This window comes from Microbacterium sp. P03 (genome assembly GCF_043556235.1).
GTDB lineage: Bacteria > Actinomycetota > Actinomycetes > Actinomycetales > Microbacteriaceae > Microbacterium.
Genome location: NZ_JBIGIM010000001.1, coordinates 136,807 through 154,017, shown reverse-complemented (window position 1 = coordinate 154,017; position 17,211 = coordinate 136,807). Strand labels below are relative to the sequence as shown.

General features: G+C 68.8%; 12 protein-coding genes and 2 tRNA genes. 4 read left to right on the top strand and 10 right to left on the bottom strand.

Annotation, left to right across the window (positions count from 1 at the left end; translation table 11 throughout):
• Positions 1 to 11 precede the first annotated feature (11 nt).
• Complete coding sequence (gene pdxH, locus ACFXOO_RS00625; protein WP_394562458.1) at positions 12 to 683, top strand: pyridoxamine 5'-phosphate oxidase; 672 nt, start codon at positions 12 to 14, stop codon at positions 681 to 683.
• 38 nt (positions 684 to 721) lie between these two features.
• Here the strand turns inward: pdxH and ctaD are convergent, their stop codons facing one another.
• The 4 genes from ctaD to ACFXOO_RS00605 form a co-directional block, all read right to left on the bottom strand.
• Entirely contained in the window at positions 722 to 2,482 is a 1,761-nt protein-coding gene (ctaD, locus tag ACFXOO_RS00620; RefSeq protein WP_378843570.1) for a cytochrome c oxidase subunit I, read from the bottom strand.
• A 120-nt stretch (positions 2,483 to 2,602) separates the two neighbouring features.
• Positions 2,603 to 3,898 (bottom strand): FAD-binding oxidoreductase, encoded by a 1,296-nt coding sequence (locus ACFXOO_RS00615; protein WP_394562456.1) that lies wholly within the window; start codon positions 3,896 to 3,898, stop codon positions 2,603 to 2,605.
• Between the two features lies 1 nt (position 3,899).
• Positions 3,900 to 4,679, bottom strand: a complete 780-nt coding sequence (locus tag ACFXOO_RS00610) for an SDR family oxidoreductase (RefSeq protein ID WP_394562454.1) — start codon at positions 4,677 to 4,679, stop codon at positions 3,900 to 3,902.
• The gene (locus ACFXOO_RS00605) at positions 4,676 to 5,161 is read right to left on the bottom strand and encodes a MarR family winged helix-turn-helix transcriptional regulator (RefSeq protein ID WP_394562453.1); all 486 of its coding nucleotides are present in this window, start codon (positions 5,159 to 5,161) and stop codon (positions 4,676 to 4,678) included. Before ACFXOO_RS00605 ends, ACFXOO_RS00610 begins: the two co-directional genes overlap by 4 nt.
• Before the next feature lie 177 nt (positions 5,162 to 5,338).
• On the opposite strand from ACFXOO_RS00605, the gene ACFXOO_RS00600 reads away from it, so the two are divergent.
• From ACFXOO_RS00600 to ACFXOO_RS00590, 3 genes are all read left to right on the top strand, one after another.
• Complete coding sequence (locus ACFXOO_RS00600) at positions 5,339 to 8,215, top strand: glycoside hydrolase family 9 protein (RefSeq protein ID WP_394562452.1); 2,877 nt, start codon at positions 5,339 to 5,341, stop codon at positions 8,213 to 8,215.
• Between the two features lie 148 nt (positions 8,216 to 8,363).
• A complete protein-coding gene (locus ACFXOO_RS00595; RefSeq protein WP_394562451.1) occupies positions 8,364 to 9,383 on the top strand; it encodes an NAD-dependent epimerase/dehydratase family protein in 1,020 nt (339 codons plus the stop codon).
• Between the two features lie 50 nt (positions 9,384 to 9,433).
• On the top strand, positions 9,434 to 10,675 hold the full coding sequence (locus tag ACFXOO_RS00590) for a hypothetical protein (protein WP_394562450.1): 1,242 nt from the start codon (positions 9,434 to 9,436) through the stop codon (positions 10,673 to 10,675).
• A 1-nt stretch (position 10,676) separates the two neighbouring features.
• On the opposite strand, the gene treS is transcribed toward ACFXOO_RS00590, so the two are convergent.
• The 6 genes from treS to serS all read right to left on the bottom strand — a co-directional run bounded on the left by treS (position 10,677) and on the right by serS (position 17,210).
• Entirely contained in the window at positions 10,677 to 12,980 is a 2,304-nt protein-coding gene (treS, locus tag ACFXOO_RS00585; protein ID WP_394562449.1) for a maltose alpha-D-glucosyltransferase, read from the bottom strand.
• A 200-nt stretch (positions 12,981 to 13,180) separates the two neighbouring features.
• Positions 13,181 to 13,269, bottom strand: a tRNA-Ser gene (locus ACFXOO_RS00580).
• A gap of 134 nt (positions 13,270 to 13,403) precedes the next feature.
• On the bottom strand, positions 13,404 to 14,684 hold the full coding sequence (locus ACFXOO_RS00575) for an LCP family protein (RefSeq protein WP_378843554.1): 1,281 nt from the start codon (positions 14,682 to 14,684) through the stop codon (positions 13,404 to 13,406).
• Positions 14,685 to 14,738: 54 nt separating this feature from the next.
• Positions 14,739 to 14,823, bottom strand: a tRNA-Ser gene (locus ACFXOO_RS00570).
• 159 nt (positions 14,824 to 14,982) lie between these two features.
• Positions 14,983 to 15,903, bottom strand: a complete 921-nt coding sequence (locus tag ACFXOO_RS00565) for an HAD family hydrolase (protein WP_394563166.1) — start codon at positions 15,901 to 15,903, stop codon at positions 14,983 to 14,985.
• Between the two features lie 41 nt (positions 15,904 to 15,944).
• Entirely contained in the window at positions 15,945 to 17,210 is a 1,266-nt protein-coding gene (serS, locus tag ACFXOO_RS00560; RefSeq protein WP_378843552.1) for a serine--tRNA ligase, read from the bottom strand.
• Between the last annotated feature and the right edge of the window lies 1 nt (position 17,211).

Sequence of the window (17,211 nt, the reverse complement as noted above, 5' to 3'; positions counted from 1 at the left end):
AGGGTCGAGATGTGACTGACCAGGAACCCGGCCCGGACGACGCCCTCGCGCGCCACACCGACTACGGCGTCGAGCGTCTCGAAGAGCCCGATCTCGCGGCAGACCCCGTCACGCAGTTCCGGCGCTGGTTGACCGATGCTGCGGACCGCGATATCTACGAGCCCAACGCCATGGTGCTCGGGACCGTCGGCGCCGACGGCACCCCGTCGAGCCGGACCGTGCTGCTGCGCGGGGTCGACGAGGCGGGATTCGTGTTCTACACCGACCGGTCGTCCCGCAAGGGTCTCGCGATCGACGCGCATCCCACGGTCACGCTGCTCTTCCCCTGGTACGTGATGCACCGCCAGGTGATCGTCACCGGCGACGTGACCACGGTGACGGACGCCGAGTCCGATGCGTACTGGACGAGCAGGCCCCACGGCTCGCGCATCGCAGGGACGGCCAGCGCGCAATCGCGGCCCCTCGCCGCGCGGTCCGATCTCGAGCAGCGGGTGCGCGACCTGGAAGCGCAGTACCCCGAGGACGTCGACGTGCCGAGGCCGGACCGGTGGGGCGGCTATCGCGTCCGCGCGTCGCGCGTGGAGTTCTGGCAGGGCCGCACCTCGCGCCTGCACGATCGCCTCGTCTTCACACGCGATCCTGGCGATGCGGGTCGCTGGACGGTGGAGCGGCTGCAGCCCTGAGCCCCTCGTGTGCTCCGTCGGAGAACGACACGCAGCTCCTATTTCATCCCTCCGCCGTCCGCGTCCCGTACGGGGGCCTGCGGCGCGTCCTTGGGTCCCACCCCGACGGGCAGTCCGGCCTCGGGGTGGTTGAGATCGAAGGCGGGGCGCTCGCTGCGGATGCGCGGGATCGACGTGAAGTTGTGCCGCGGCGGCGGGCACGACGTCGCCCACTCCAATGACGCGCCATATCCCCACGGGTCGTTCACCGTGATCTTCGGCGCCTTCCGCGCGGTGACCCACACGTTGTAGAGGAACGGGATCATGGATGCGCCGAGGAGAAGCGATCCGACGGTCGAGACCTGATTGCCCCACGTGAAGCCGTCGGCGTCGGAGTAGTCCGCATAACGCCGGTTCATCCCGTCCGCTCCCAGCCAGTGCTGGATGAGGAAGGTCATGTGGAAGCCGACGAACAGCATCCAGAAGTGGATGTACCCCAGGCGCTCGTTCAGCATGCGGCCGGTGAACTTCGGCCACCAGAAGTAGAAGCCCGCGAACATCGCGAACACGACCGTCCCGAACACCACGTAGTGGAAGTGCGCGACGACGAAATACGTGTCGGAGACGTGGAAATCCAGCGGCGGCGACGCGAGGATCACTCCGGTGAGTCCTCCGAAAACGAAGGTCACGAGGAAGCCGAGGGCGAAGACGATGGGCGTCTCGAAGGTCAGCGAGCCGCCCCACATGGTGCCGATCCAGTTGAAGATCTTCACCCCGGTGGGCACCGCGATCAGCATCGTCATGAGGGCGAAGAACGGCAGCAGCACCGAGCCCGTCACATACATGTGGTGCGCCCACACCGCCACCGACAGGGCTGCGATCGCGATCGTCGCGTACACCAGGGTCTTGTATCCGAAGATCGGCTTCCGGCTGAACACCGGGAAGATCTCCGACACGATCCCGAAGAACGGCAACGCGATGATGTACACCTCCGGATGCCCGAAGAACCAGAACAAGTGCTGCCACAACAGCACCCCGCCATTGGCCGGATCGTAGATGTGCGATCCCAGCACACGATCGGCGGCGGCAGCGAGGATCGCCGCCGCGAACACCGGAAAAGCCACGAGGACCAGGATGCTGGTGATGAGCGTGTTCCACGTGAAGATCGGCATGCGCCACATGGTCATACCGGGCGCGCGCATCGTGATAATCGTCGTGATGAAGTTCACCGCGCCGAGGATCGTTCCGAACCCGCTCATCCCCAATCCCAGCATCCACAGGTTTCCGCCCGCGCCGGGGGTGAATGTGGCGCTGGCGAGCGGCTGATACGCCGTCCAGCCGAACGACGCCGACCCCTGCGGCGTGAGGAAGCCCGAGACGGCGATGGTGGAGCCGAACAGGAACAGCCAGAACGCGAACGCGTTCAGCCGCGGGAACGCGACATCGGGCGCACCGATCTGCAAAGGCATGATCACGTTCGCGAAACCCGCGAACAACGGCGTCGCGAACATCAGCAGCATGATCGTGCCGTGCATCGTGAACAGCTGGTTGTACTGCTCCTTCGTCGGGACGATCTGGATTCCCGGCTCGTACAGTTCCGCCCGGATGAGAAGCGCCATCACACCCGCGAACATGAAGAACACCACCGACGAGATCAGGTACATGTATCCGATCGTCTTGTGGTCGGTGGACGTGATCCACTTGACGACGATGTTGCCCTTCTGCTCGACACGCGTCGAACTCAGAAGAGCCGCCTGCCGCGCCGGCAGCGTGGTCGGACGACCCTGCGCCGCAGGAGCCTGCTCCGTGGTGTCTGTCATCGTCGTTCCCTCTGTGCGCGTCGGAACCGGGTGGCGGGGTATCGCGGCACTGTAGGAAGGAAACGATGCCGCGGATCAGGGGCTTGCGCACGGAGGTGGACTGCCGTAAAAGCGCCTCGACTATCGCGGTGATGCGCCCGCCGGCGAGACGTCGAAGTTCTGCGAGAACACGTCATCCGGGTCCCAGCGCTTCTTGATCCTCTGGAGGCGGGCGAGGGTGGCGGGCGGGAACGCCGCCTCGACGTCGGCGGCGCGGTGGGTGGACTCGAAGCTGAGGTAGAGGCCGTCCAGCGTCGCGCGCACCGGAGCCCACGCGTCGTCGAAAGCCGGCCCCGGCCGGGTGGAGACGGCCGTCACCGAGAAATTCTGGTGTCGGTGGGCGTAGGCCGTCGCGTCGGCGGCGACGTCGTTGATCGCGCCGCCTGCCGACCTGATCTGCACCATCTCCGCGCGACCTGATGCGAGAAGCTCCGCGAGACCACCCGACACGGCCTCGTCGAGGTGGTCGGCCAGACCCGAGTGCATGGCGGCGCCCTGCTGTCCGCTGTGCGGGGCTCCCGAAGTGAGCGGCACGTTCGCATAGGCGGTCATACCGGCTCGCTGTCCGGCGAGACCACGCAGCCGCGTGAACGGCTCGAGCGCAGTGCTTGCCGCGTTCGCATCGTCACTCGCGAACACGACCGTCGCCTGCGCGAACGGCCGGGCGCCGGCCCCGACGTAGAGGAACGCCGAGACCTCACGCGGTGCGGCTTCGACCACGTCGCCCCACGAGCGGAGGAATGCCCCAGCATCCGTCATCTCGTAGGCGAACGTGGCCTGCGCGACGACCGGTGTCATTCCCGCCTCGAACTCGAACGAGGTGACGATGCCGATGTTGGCGCCCGCGCCCCGCACCGCCCAGAACAGATCGGGGTGCTCTTCAGGGGATGCGCGCACCAGGCGGCCGTCGGCGGTCACGATGTCAGCCGCCCGCATCCGATCGATCGTCAAGCCCTGCAGGCGCCCCAGCAGCCCGATACCGCCGGTGGTCGCCAGTCCGCCGACTCCCACATCGCCGGAGTCGCCCGAGGTGAGAGCCAGGCCCCAGTCACCGAGACCGTGTGCGACCTGAGACCAGCGCGCACCGGGCCCGACGAGCACTGTCGCCCCGCCGAGATGATCCACCCCGTTCAGGCGGCGCAGGTCGATGACGACGCCACCGTCGTTCGTGGCGATGCTGCTGATGCCGTGGCCACCGCTGCGCACCGCGAGGGGGCCGCCCTGGTTGCGAGCGAACGCGAGGGAGCGCGCGGTCTCGCCCGTCGTGCGCGGGAGCAGCACTGTCGCGGGCGATCCCTTCGCCGAGTACACGTGCCTGACCCGTTCGTAATCGGTCCCGCCAGGACGCACGACCTCGATGTCCTCGATCGTGCGCACGTCAGAACCTGTCCGATCCGGCGACCGGTCCGGTCGCCTTCTCGACGTGGTACTGCAGGGCGATGCCGACCAGGGGACTCGTCGCCGCGACGAGGCCGGCAATGTGTGCGCCGATCTCCTCGCCGTCGAGCCAGCCGAGGTCGTCGATCCCCGCTGCCCGGCGTGCGCGCGTGCGGACCACGCCGAGCACCACCTGATAGACCCGCGGCCCACGGCTGCCGAGCTCGGCGGCGATCGTCCGCGTCAACGACTTCGTGGCGGCGGCGCTCAGCGCGATGCCGGCTCCGCCCGGGAACGCGAGGTCGGCGCTCATGCCATTCAGCTGCAGCACGATGCCGGACTTCTTCGTGTGTGGGACGAAGGCGCGGAGCAGCCGGAACACGCTCGTCAGATTGCCGGCGATGAGGTCGTCCCACTCGGCATCCGTGAGTGAGAGTGCGGGCTTGCGGCCCTGCTCGCCCCACGACGCGACGCTGATGACGACGCCGTCGAAGGGTCCGTAGCGCTCGGCCAGACGGGCGGCTTCATCGTCCAGGCCGTCGCCGGCGGCATCGAGCACCTCGGTGACCAGCCGTCCACCGCCCCCCACCGTCGAGATGTTCGCCACGAGGTCCGCCAGTCGCGACAGGTCTCGGCCGGTCGCCACGACCGTCGCGCCGTCGGTCACGAGAGTGCGGACCACCCCTTCGCCCACTCCCCCGGAGCCACCGATGACCACGACGACCTTGCCGGTCAGATCGGGTCGAGCGCCCTCCCATGCGAACTGCTTGCGTTCCGTCACTTCGTCTGCCTCTCCTTCTGCGAACCCGCCAGGCGGGTTTCCTCCTTCGCACGCGCATGGTCTTCCAGCGCTGCCAGCACATCATCGAGGGCGGCAAGCTGCGCCTCGTCGAGCGCGTCCGCGAACCAGAGCCGGGCCGCTCGCAGGTGCGGTCCGACCGCCTGCCGGTGCGCGGCGAGTCCGGCATCCGTCATGGTCACCGTCGACGCGCGACCGTCAGCGCCGGCCTCCGCCACCCGGAGGATCAGCCCGTTGCGCTCCAGCCGTCCGAGTTGGTGCGCGAGTCTGCTGGATTCCCAGCCCATCGCCCGCGCGCACTCCGAGGGACGTGCGGATCCTCCGAGCTCGACGAGGTGCGCGAGAACGGCGAACTCGGAGTCAGACAGGCCGGCGTCGGCCTGCAGCCCCCGTCCCACTTCGCGGCGGAGCACCTCGGTCACGGTCTGCAGGCGCTGCCAGACGCGCAGTGCCTCCGGAGACATTTTTGCTGACATGTCAGGTATAACCGCTCGCCATACGGATTATTCCCACTCGACGGAGCCCGTCCGGTTCTTTCGCGCGAGCTCCTAGACAGTCGCCGGCACGTCCGACTAACCTGGGAACTTCCTATGAGAGCGCTCCCACTTGCGTTCGCTTCCCCCGGATCCATCGGAGACACCGTGGTCTCAGCACCCTCTCGCTTCACCCGTCTGGCCGCAGCCCTCAGCGCGAGCCTCCTCGCGACCTCGCTCGTCGCAGTCGCCGAGCCCGCTGCCGCGGCCCCGATCGAGCAGGTACCGGGCGGTGACTTCGCCGACGGCACGCTCGACCCGTTCTTCGCCACCGCCGGCACCCCCACGATCACCGCCGGAACACTCTGCGTCGACCTGCCGGGCGGATCCACCAACCGGTGGGATCAGATCATCGGCGTCAACGGCATCGTCATCGATGCGGGCACGACGTACACGATGTCCTTCGACGCGAGCTCATCGTCCGGACGACCGATCCGCGCGATCATCGGCGACGACGACGCGCCCTACCAGGTGCTCCTGGAGCAGAATCCGACCCTCACCCCCGACCTCACCCGCTACGAGTACACCTTCACCGCCGCGAGCGGCTTCGACGGGGGCGCAGACGGCTCGGAGACTCCGCCCAGCGGCCAGGTCGCGTTCCAGGTCGGAGGCTCGCCCGATCCGTGGACGCTGTGCCTCGACGACGTGTCGCTGCTCGGCGGCACCGAAGAGGAGGCGTATACGCCCGCCACCGGCTCCCGCGTGCGCGTCAACCAGGTCGGCTACCTGCCGGACGCTCCCAAGCGCGCCACGCTCGTGACCGACGCGACGGCGGCCGTCGGCTGGGACCTGTCCCGCGGGGGCGTGAGCATCGCAACGGGCGAGACCGTTCCCGCGGGCGTCGATCAGACAGCGGGTCTGAACGTGCAGGTGATCGACTTCAGCGAGGTCACGACCCCCGGCACCTACACCCTGACCTCGGACGGCGAGACGAGCTACGAGTTCACAATCGGCGCCGAGATCTACCAGCAGCTGCGCGTGGACGCGCTCAACTACTTCTACCCCGTGCGCAGCGGCATCGCGATCGACGGATCGATCATGGACGGCCAGCCCGATGCCGCCGAATTCACCCGCGACGCGGGCCATGTCGATGACCCGGACAGCTCCCTGGTCGGCGACAGCGCCAACAAGGGTGACCTCGACGTACCGTGCCTGTCACCCGCGACCGAAGGCGAGTATTGGATGTACGGCGACTGGTCGTGCGACTACACGCTCGACGTCGTCGGCGGCTGGTATGACGCCGGCGACCACGGCAAGTACGTCGTCAACGGCGGTATCGCCGTGTCGCAGCTGCTCAGCACATACGAACGCACCCGCTACAGCCCCACGGCCACCGCGTCGGCTCTCGCAGACGGCACGCTGAACGTGCCCGAGAGTGCGAACGGCGTTCCCGACGTCCTCGATGAGGCTCGCTGGGAGCTCGAGTGGATGGCGAGCATGCAGGTTCCGGCCGGTGCGCAGTTCGCGGGCATGGTCCATCACAAGATCGCCGACGTCGATTGGACCGGACTCCCCCTGCTGCCCTCCGAGGACCCGCAAGCCCGGTACCTGCACCGGCCGTCGACCGCAGCGACGCTGAACTTCGCGGCGGTCGCCGCGCAGGGCTCGCGCCTGTGGGCGCCGTACGACGCCGAGTTCGCAACGAGCCTGCTGGCCGCCGCACGCGTCGCGTGGGCGGCCGCCGTCGCCGATCCGGCCGTCTTCGCTCCCGCGCCCAACGCCGACCCGAGCCCCGGAAGCGGTCCCTACGACGACGACGAGGTCGGCGACGAGTTCTACTGGGCCGCCGCTGAGCTCTTCCTGACCACGGGAGAGCAGCCGTTCGAGGATCGCGTGCTCTCCAGCCCGTTCCACACGGCCGACATCTGGGGTGCGGACGGCTTCGACTGGGGCCACACGGCCGCCTTGGCGCGCCTCGATCTCGCGACCGTGGAATCCGACCTCCCCGGACGGGAGCAGGTGCGCGACTCGGTGATCGCCGGGGCGGACCGGTATCTCGCATGGCAGCAGGCCCAGCCGTTCGGGACGACCTATCCCGGCCTCGACGGTGGCTACCAGTGGGGCTCGAACAGCATGGTGCTCAACAATCAGGTCGTGCTGGCGACGGCGTTCGACCTCACGAGCGATCAGCGCTACGCCGACGCCGTCGTCGAGGCGATGGACTACCTGCTGGGACGGAACGCACTGAATCACTCGTACATCACGGGCTACGGCGACGCGTTCTCCGAGAACCAGCACAGCCGGTGGTTCGCGGATTCCATCGAGCCGTCCCTTCCGAACCCGCCACGCGGATCGGTCGCCGGCGGGCCCAACTCCGATACCGGCACGTGGGATCCGGTGATCAGCAGCACCTATACGCCCGCCCGGATGTGCGCGCCGCAGTTGTGCTATCTCGATGACATCCAGTCGTGGTCGACGAACGAGATCACCGTCAACTGGAACTCGGCCCTGTCGTGGGTCGCGTCGTTCGTGGCCGATCAGGGTGCCGGCGCGCGCGCCGACGCCGGCAGCGTCGTGCGCATCACGTCTCACCCGCGGGACGCCGCCGTGACGATCGGAGACTCCGCGGTCTTCAGCGCCACCGCCTCGGGAGATCCCGTGCCGACGGCGGAGTGGCAGCGGCTCGTCGACGGAGTGTGGACGCCGGTGGTCGGAGCGACGGGCTCGACGTTCGCGTTCCGCACGGTGGCCGCCGATGACGGCGCGCAGTTCCGGGCCTTCTTCGACAACGGATCAGGAGGGGCCTACACGGATGCCGCGACCCTGGTCGTCTCCGCTGCACCGGTGGTCGAATCACCCGCACCCAGCCCGAGTCCGACTCCGGGTGTCGTCGTCGGTTCGCCCGCCGGCGAGCGCGATGCCGACGGACGTCTCGCACGGACGGGGCTCGCGTTCGATGCGGCACCGTGGCTCTGGGGCGGCGGAGCGCTGATCGTCCTGGGCGCTCTCGCGTTCTCGGCTCGCCGGAGGCGGATGCCGCGCTGAGTCATCGCCCTGGATCAGGACTGGGCGCCGCGCGGGCCGGAATCGGCCCGCACGGTCATCCCATCGATCTACGGTGAGACATGAGCACTGATCGACATCCCACCATCCCCGCACGCCTCGCTCCGGTGAAAGCCGCGGGCGACCACGCATGAAGGTCGTGGTGGTGGGGGCGACGGGCAATGTCGGCACGGCGGTGCTGCGACGCCTGCACGCTGCCGACAGGGTGACCGAGATCGTCGGCGTCGCCCGCCGTGAACCCGACACGGCCTCACCGCCGTACGCGGGAGTGCGGTGGCACGGCATCGACGTCTCCCGGGCCGATGCCGTGGCACGACTGCGGTCGGTGTTCGACGGCGCCGACGCGGTCATCCACCTCGCGTGGGCGCTGCAGCCGAACCACGATGAGGGTGCGATGCGGGCGACGAACGTCGGCGGCACGGCCCGCATGCTCGCCGCGGCGTCGGCAGTGGGGGTCCCCCACGTCGTCGTCGCATCGTCGGTGGGCGCGTACAGCTTTGGGCCGAAGCGCCGCAGGGTCGACGAGTCGTGGCCCACGGGCGGCATCCCCACCTCGCACTATTCGCGGCACAAGGCGGCCAACGAACGTGCCATGGACGAGTTCGAGCGTCGCCACCCGGAGGCGATCCTCACCAGGGTGCGCCCGGGTCTCGTGTTCCAGGCGGCAGCAGGCGCGGAGCTCGCGCGCCTCTTCCTCGGACGCTGGATACCGGTGGGCGTTCTCCGCACGTGGCGACCGCCCGTCCTGCCGTTCCCGAGTCAGGCGATCTTCCAGGGCGTCCACGCCGATGACCTCGCCGATGCCATCTGGCGCATCGTCGACCGCCGGGCCGGTGGAGCGTTCAACATCGCCGGCGAACCCGTCCTGGACCCCCCGACCGTGGCGCACACGATCGGGGCGGGGCGCTGGGTGCCGATGCGCGGCCGTGTGGTCCGTCTCCTCGTGGAACTCAGCTGGCGGCTGCGGCTGCAGCGCACCGACGCGGGGTGGATCGACATGGCCACCCAGGTGCCGGTGATGTCGACGGACCGCGCGCGGCAGGTGCTCGGGTGGGACCCCGCGATCTCGGCCACGGACGCACTCGCCGAGGTGATCGACGCGATCGCGGAAAGCCGTCACCATGGCGGCTCCCCGACCCTGCACGGCTGAACGCCCGTCAACCCCTTTCTTCTGCGGCGGCAACCGTGTCATGGTGGAGCGTGCAGCAGACGGATGATCTCAGCGCCTGGGTGGCGCAGCAGCGGTGGTACGCGGGCAAGAGCCACGAACCGGATTTCCGGATCCTCGACGTTCAACCTGCTCCCTCGGCCACGCGATATCTGCTCATGGACGATGCCGGCTCTTCTCCCGCTCTCTACAACGTGCCCCTCGCGCGCGTCGCGACGCCGGCGCCCACGGATGAGGTGATCGGCCCCGATGGGGACAGCTACCTCGTCGACGCTGCCCGGCAGGCGGACTTCGCCATCGGGATGCTCGCCGAGACCGGGGTGGTCGTGAGCCGGGTGACGGGCGCGCGGGTGCTCACGGGCGAGCAGTCCAACACCTCCATCGTGTTCGACGAGGACGGCCTGCCGACGATCATCTTCAAGCTCTTCCGGACACTTCATCACGGCGAGAATCCCGACGTCACGGTTCAGCGGGCGCTCAGCGAGGCCGGGTCGCCGTTCGTGCCACGGTTCTTCGGCAGCGTCGACGCCGAATGGCCGGATGTCGGGCGCGAGTCCGGTGTCGCGCGGGGCACTCTCGGTTTCGCGCAGGAGTTCCTTCCCGGTGTGCGCGACGGGTGGTCGATCGCGCTGGGGGCAGCCCGCGCGGACTCCGACTTCACGGGTGCCGCCCGCGACCTCGGCACCGCGGTCGCCCTGGTGCACGACGCTCTCGCCACAGCTCTCGATACGACGGTGGCCACCCCGGAGGACGTGACCCTCACAGGTGCGGCCTGGCGACGTCGTCTCCGCATCGCCGCCGCCGAAGTGCCCGCCGTCGCCGACCGTCTGTCGGCGATCGACGAGCTCTACCGCGAGGCACTCGAGCGCCCGTGGCCGCTGCTGCAGCGCATCCACGGAGATCTCCATCTCGGGCAGGTGCTCGCCGTCCCGGACGGCGGATGGCGCATCGTGGACTTCGAGGGCGAGCCCCTCCGGCCAATGGAGGAGCGCGCGATCCCCGACCTCCCGCTCCGCGACGTCGCAGGCATGTTGCGCTCGTTCGACTACGCGGCCGCAGTCGCGGGCGGGCCCGGCGCCGACGACTGGGCGACGGCCTGCCGGACCGCCTTCTTGGATGCGTACAGCCACGCGGCCGGATCGATCGATCTCGATCCCGTGCTCCTGCGCGCACTCGTCCTCGACAAGGCCGTCTACGAGGCGATCTACGAGGCGCGCAACCGTCCCGACTGGCTCGCGGTACCGCTCGCGGGCATCGACGCCGCGCTCGCCTGAGTCACTCGGCGCCGGCCTCCGCGCTCTCCAGCGGCTTCAGCACGAGGAACTTCGCCCCGTAGGCGGGAAGCGAGACGGCGAAGCTCTGCAGATCGTCGACGCGTCCGACGATGTCGCCGGACGCGGCATCCATCACATCGCTCTGCGGCACGAGCTGTTCGGAGCGCACCGTGCCCTCGATCGCCTCGGCGGAGAAGTTGAGGACCGTCACCTGCATCTGCGCATCGGCTGCGGCGTCGCCGTTGTCGAGACGGTGCACGAGCACCAGCATCCCCGCGTGTGCGACTTCGGGGATGTCGACCTGCGTGGCCGTCGCGATGCCGTACTCCCGCCGGAGTTCGAGCACACCGGCCAGCTTCGAGGCGAACGAAGTCGGGTCGTCGAGTTGCGCGGGAAGCGGACCGTACAGCGCCCGCCCGCGCGGCATGCCGGCCGCCGAGCGCGTGGCTCCCGGATCGACGTCGAGCAGATCATGCGCGCCGCGCTCGATCCACCGCGTGTCACCGGCCGAGAGGAGGTCCGCGACCTCGCGGGAGGGGACGGTGAGCATGCCCGTCAGGTCCCACCCGGAGAGCGCGAAGACACCCGGCTGCCACGCGTTGTAGGCGCAGAGGAGAAGATGCGCATCACGGATGGCCGGCACGTCGGCGTCGGTGATCTCGTCGAGTCGCGAGGCGCCGCGCGTGGCCGCGATGAGCGATGTCGTCGTGCAGGCGATGCCGTTCTGCGTGAAGACGCGGTTGAAGTCGGCCGAACCGGTGAGGCTCTCGGTGAGGTCGGCCCGCACCTCCTCGGCGAGCTGTCCGCCCGTGATCTCCCGCCCGCGGAAGCGGAACAGGTCCTCGCCGTGACGCGTCGCCCAGTGCACGAGCTCGTAGGTGAGCTCGTCATGGTTCTGCAGCCCGTGCACGAGCTGCACGGGTGCGACGCCGAGCTCGAGCGAGGTGGTGAGCGCCAGCCGCAGGAATTCGGTCTGCCCCGTCGCGAGCGCGTGATGGTAGCCCGGCCGCCCGATGAAGTCGTACGACAGATCGGCTCCGACGGCCCCCGTGTCGCGGATGTCCTCGATCGTGAGGTTGAGCTCCTGGAAGGTGAAGCCACCGACCTTGCGGACCATCCCGGCGATGATGTGGTTCGCCGCGTGGGAGAGCGGATGCCCCTCCGACCATGCGGGCAGACCCTCGGCGCTCTTCTCCACGCCCAGGAATCCGTTGGCGTCGAGGCGCAGTGCGCTCGTGCCGAGCTCCCCGAGGGAGTGCAGGGCATCGCCGATCACGAGGCGCATACCCGCGAACGTCGGGTCGAGCCAGTTGATCGACGGCTGACCCTGCTTGAAGTAGTGCAGATAGACCCACCGACGGGTGATCCCGTCGGGTCCGATGGCGGGGGCCGTCGCGCTCCAGTTCGTCTCCTTCACGCCCGGCGTGTAGAAGATGACGCGCTGGAGTGCGCCGATGATGTACCCGCGTTCGGCGAGCTCGTGCTCGGTCGCCGGGTCGAGGTTGACGCTGTCGACCCCCTCGGGCACGTCGGGCAGCAGCGACCAGTCCTCGGGCGGGATCTCGATCATGTGGTAGATCCCGGGATAGTCCTTGAAGCCCATCTCCGCGAGGCGGAAATCGGCGCCCTTGCCGGTGTGCCCGGGCACGATGTCGTCGATGACGCTGCCGCCGTGCGACTCTGCGACGTCGCACAGCGCGCGGAACTCGTCCTCGGTGCCGAACGCAGGATCGATCGACGTGCTGATGCGGTCGAAGTGCCCGTCGACGCTGGGGGTCTCGAGCCACCCGGCGATCCCGCCCGCGCGCTTCACCGGGCCGGTGTGGATCGCGGTGATCCCGACGCGCTCGAACGCCGACCACAGCTGGTCGTCGCCGAGCGCCGAGAGGAACGACTGCCCAGGCCGCGTGATGAAGGAGATCGGATAGGCCGTGAACCACACATCGCTGGTGGCGATCGCGCGTCGCGCGTCGGGACGCGCGTAGGGATTGCGCCACATCGCCGGCTGCCCGGAGAGCTGCCGGGCGAGGACGTCCGCGTCTTTCAGCATCGACTGCCGCACGAGCCACTCGACGTACGACGGGTTGGTGCCGTTGGCCGTGCGCGGATCGGTGGTGATGCGGCGGACGCTCCCGCCGCGGAAGTGGTCACGCGGTCGCAGCCGCCTCGGCCGCGCGGGATAGCGCTGCTCGTCGTAGGTGATCTCGTTCTTCTCTGAGTCGTTCTCCCCGTCGGTCGTATCCGTGCGGGGGAGGTCGATCGGACCGGTGTACAGATCTTCCGGTCGGAGGTCGTTGCGCGCCATACCTCCACGTTACGGACTGCGCCACCCCACGACGAGCAATGGCGCGCATTCCCGTGCGGGAGTATCGGCGAATGGATCGGGACGAGGCTCGCGCGCAGTCCGCGAGCTCGATGTGTCCGAACCACGGGCGCCGCACGACACCGATCATGAGGGCACACGAGGGCCGTCATGAAACGTCGTCTGACCAGGCATTCTCAGTGCGGAGACGGAGGGATTTGAACCCTCGGACCCCTTAAGGGGTCTCCACCTTAGCAGGGTGGTGCACTAGGCCGAACTATGCGACGTCTCCAGTCAGGCGACGCTCGAAAGCGCGCACCTGCGCTCAGCAATCATAACCGCTGCGGTCCGCTCAGACGAACGCCGGCGCCGCTCGGGAGGAGGAGGGACGGATGCCGCGGCATCCGTCCCTCCTCCTCCCGACCGTCATTCGCGGAGGTTGCCCGCCGAGCAGGTCTGCGTCGCGGCGTTCTGTCCGGGCACGTCGCTCGGCAGCACCGCTGCGGTCTCGGTCGGCGCAGGCGTGGCGCCCGGATCCGTCGTGGCGGCGGGGTCGGGCGTGACCGGCTCGGTCGTGGGCTCCGGGCTCACGACGATCGAGCCGCCGCCCGCGTCGACGTCGCTGGTGAGCTGCAGCGGCTGATTGGCCGCGAGAGCGTCCAACAGCACCTGCGCCGAGTCGTAGTTGGGTACGACCCGGTTCGCGTCGTACGGGTCGGTCTGGACCGGGTACTGCACGAACACGATGTCTTCGAAGGGGACGCTCTTCACGGCCAGAGCGATCTGGACGAGCGTGAGCGGGTTGGTCAGGCTCTTGCTCGGGGTGATGTTGTCGACCGCCGTCGTGGCGAGCTTGTACAGGGTCGCGGGGTTCGACAGCACCTCGTCACTGACCAGCTTGTGGGCCAGCTGCGACATGTACTGCTGCTGGTTGCTGATGCGCGCGAGGTCGCTGCCGTTCTCGAGGCCGTGGCGTGTGCGCAGGAACTGCAGCGCCTCGAGGCCCTGCACGGTGCGTTCGCCGGCCGGCCAGTCGATGCCGGTGTAGCTGTCGCGGATGCCGCCGTTGCCGATGCAGACGCTGACACCGCCGATCGCGTCGGTGATATTGATGACGCCGCCGAAGTTGACCTTCGCGGCGAAGGGGATGTTGATGTCGGTGAGCTGCGAGATGGTCTTCGCGACGCAGGACAGCCCGCCGTACGAGTACGCGGAGTTGAGCTGCTGCTTCGTCATCGCGGCGTGCTCCGTGCCGTCCTCCTCCGTGCACGCGGGGATCGGCATCATGAGGTCGCGGGGGAACGAGATCACCGTGACGCGACGGGGGTTGTCCGAGATGTGCATCAGCAGGTTGACGTCGTTCAGCTCCCCGCCGGCGTCGGCGCCCGTGCATCGGTCGCCGAAGTACGCGGCGAACTCGGGCAGGCATTCGTCGGTGCCGGTGAGCAGCACGTCGATGCCGCCCTCGATGGCTCCGATGTCGGGGGGCACAGGACTCTGGCCCTCGAGGGCCACGGCGTCATCGGTGAAGCTCGCGGTCAGGTCGTAGGCCGCGTACGCGGCGACGCCCGCACCCGACACCAGCACGACGGCGAGCATGACGCCCACGATCTTCATCAGCTGGCTGAACGGATGCGGCGACTTCAGGGCGCCGTGACGTGCGACGGTGCGGCGGCCACGTGTGCCGGGCTTGGTCGACTGACTCACTCGGGTCCTCTCGGGGCTGAACCAGGGTGCGCTCGGCACACCCTGGTTCCACTGCGGAGGGTGTGGGATTCGAACCCACGGGACATTGCTGCCCACTGGTTTTCAAGACCAGGTCCATCGGCCGCTCGGACAACCCTCCCGATCAATGCCGAGGCATTCACCGAACAGTGCCCGAGTCTAGTCGACGGCCCTATCCCGCCATTGTCCCCATCGTGGCTGGGGAGGTGCTGAACGACGCACCGGGAGATTCCCCGGTCTCATCGGCGCTTCTCCCGCCACGTGCACCGGATCTGTGTCCTCAGAGGGCCTTCAGCACGGCGGCGACGCCACCGTCCTGCACCGACGAGGTCTGCTCGCCGGCGGCATCGCGCACCTCCTGCGGACCCTGCGCCATCGCCACCGCACGACCGCCGTTCTCGCGCGCCCACCGGAACATGCCCACGTCGTTGCGCCCGTCGCCGATCACCAGCACGTGCGCCGGGTCGACGCCGAGCCAGCCCCGCACGAGCTCCAGAGCCGACGACTTGTCGACTCCCATCGGGGCGATGTCGAGCCATGCGGTCCACCCGATCGCGTAGGAGACCTGGTTCAATCCGATGTCCTCGACGAGCTTCATGAAGTCGTGCTCGTCCTGATCGGGCGAGACCACCACGACACGACTCACCGGTGCATGCGACAGTTCGTCGAACGTCACCCGCTTCGCGTCGCTCATGTTCCAGTCGTCGAGGTACTCGGTGTAGAGCCGGTCGCCGTTCTCGAGCTCGACCATGTAACGCGCGTCCGGAAGATGCTCGCCCAGAAGCGTCAGCACCGCCGTGGGGTCGAAGGTCTCGGTGTGGAACCGCTCGTACCGCTCGCCGTCGGCGTCGGGCTGGTCGAGCCGGCGCATGATCACGGCGCCATTGGAGCACACCAGATACTCCGGCTCGATCTCGAGCAGGCGCTGGATGCCGCGGGTGCCGCTCCAGCTGCGCCCCGTCGCGAGCATGACCTCGTGACCGGCGGTGTGGGCGTCCTCGACCGCCTGCAGGACCCCGGGGCTCAGCGACTCGTCTTCGAGCAGGATCGTGCCGTCGATGTCGAGCACGATCAGCAGCGGGTCGGTCGGAGTCGTCGGGTCCGCAGCATCCGCGGCGATCTCCTCGACGAGTTCGGCAGCCTCGGACGGCGCCACGACCTCCACCGAGCCGGTCTCGGGCAGGTGCGGGCGGTGGGTCATCGCGTCGACGGGCTCGGGGCTCGCGGTGTTCGCGTCGTCGGTCATCCGGTCGGCTCCATGACCTCGAGGCCGCCCAGGTAGGGCCGCAGCACCTCCGGCACCGTGACCGATCCGTCGGCGCGCTGGTGGGTCTCGAGGATCGCGACGATCCAGCGCGTGGTCGCCAGCGTGCCGTTCAGGGTCGCGACGAAGGACGTCTTCGCGCCGTCCGGCCGGTACCGCACGTCGAGCCGGCGGGCCTGGTAGGTGGTGCAGTTGCTGGTACTGGTGAGCTCGCGGTAGGCGTCCTGCGTGGGCACCCACGCCTCGACGTCGAACTTGCGCGCAGCGCTGGACCCGAGGTCGCCGGCCGCCACATCGATCACACGGTACGAGAGTCCGAGGTCCTGCAGCATGCCCTCCTGCATCTCCACGAGGCGATCATGCTCGGCTTCGGCAGCATCCGGTGTCGTGTAGATGAACATCTCGAGCTTGTTGAACTGGTGCACGCGGATGATGCCGCGGGTGTCCTTGCCGTACGAACCCGCCTCGCTGCGATAGCAGGTCGACCAGCCGGCATAGCGCTTCGGCCCGCGTGCGAAGTCGAGGATCTCGCCCATGTGATAGCCGGCGAGGGCCACCTCGCTCGTGCCGACGAGATAGAGGTCCTGCTCTTCGAGGTGGTAGACCTCGGCGGCGTGCTGGCCGAGGAACCCCGTGCCCTGCATGACCTCGGGCCGCACGAGGGTGGGCGGGATCATCGGGGTGAAGCCCGCGCGCAGAGCCCGGTCGAGGGCCAGCGACATGAGTGCGATCTCGAGCCGCGCGCCGATGCCGGTGAGGAAGTAGAAGCGGCTGCCCGACACCTTGGTGCCGCGCTCCATGTCGATCGCGCCGAGCAGCTCGCCGAGTTCGAGGTGGTCGCGCGGGGTGAAGTCGAACGTCGGCGGCTCGCCGTGGGTGCGGAGCGTGACGAACGACTCCTCGCCGCCTGCCGGAACGCCGTCGAGCACGACGTTCTCGATCTTGCCGAGGGCCGCGGATGCCGCTTCCTCGGCGGCCGCGACGACATGCTGCGCCGACTTCACCTGATCGCTCAGAGCCTTCGCCTCGGCGACGAGCGCGGCCTTCTCGTCCTTCGGCGCCTGCGCGACGCGCTTGCCGTGCACGTTCTGAGCGGCTCGCAGCTCTTCGAACGCGGTGATCGCAGCGCGTCGTTCGCGGTCGGCGGCGAGCGCCTCGTCGACGCTCTCCGTGGGCTCGCCACGGGACTCCTGCGAGCGCTTGACGAGCTCAGGGTGGTCACGAAGGAGGGCGGGATCGATCATC

Excerpts from the sequence above, each read along its gene's own strand:
- ctaD (WP_378843570.1), bottom strand. The coding sequence starts at position 2,482 with ATGACAGACACCACGGAGCAGGCTCCTGCGGCGCAGGGTCGTCCGACC.
- ACFXOO_RS00605 (WP_394562453.1), bottom strand. The coding sequence starts at position 5,161 with ATGTCTCCGGAGGCACTGCGCGTCTGGCAGCGCCTGCAGACCGTGACC.
- ACFXOO_RS00595 (WP_394562451.1), top strand. The coding sequence starts at position 8,364 with ATGAAGGTCGTGGTGGTGGGGGCGACGGGCAATGTCGGCACGGCGGTG.
- treS (WP_394562449.1), bottom strand. The coding sequence starts at position 12,980 with ATGGCGCGCAACGACCTCCGACCGGAAGATCTGTACACCGGTCCGATC.
- ACFXOO_RS00565 (WP_394563166.1), bottom strand. The coding sequence starts at position 15,903 with ATGACCCACCGCCCGCACCTGCCCGAGACCGGCTCGGTGGAGGTCGTG.
- serS (WP_378843552.1), bottom strand. The coding sequence starts at position 17,210 with ATGATCGATCCCGCCCTCCTTCGTGACCACCCTGAGCTCGTCAAGCGC.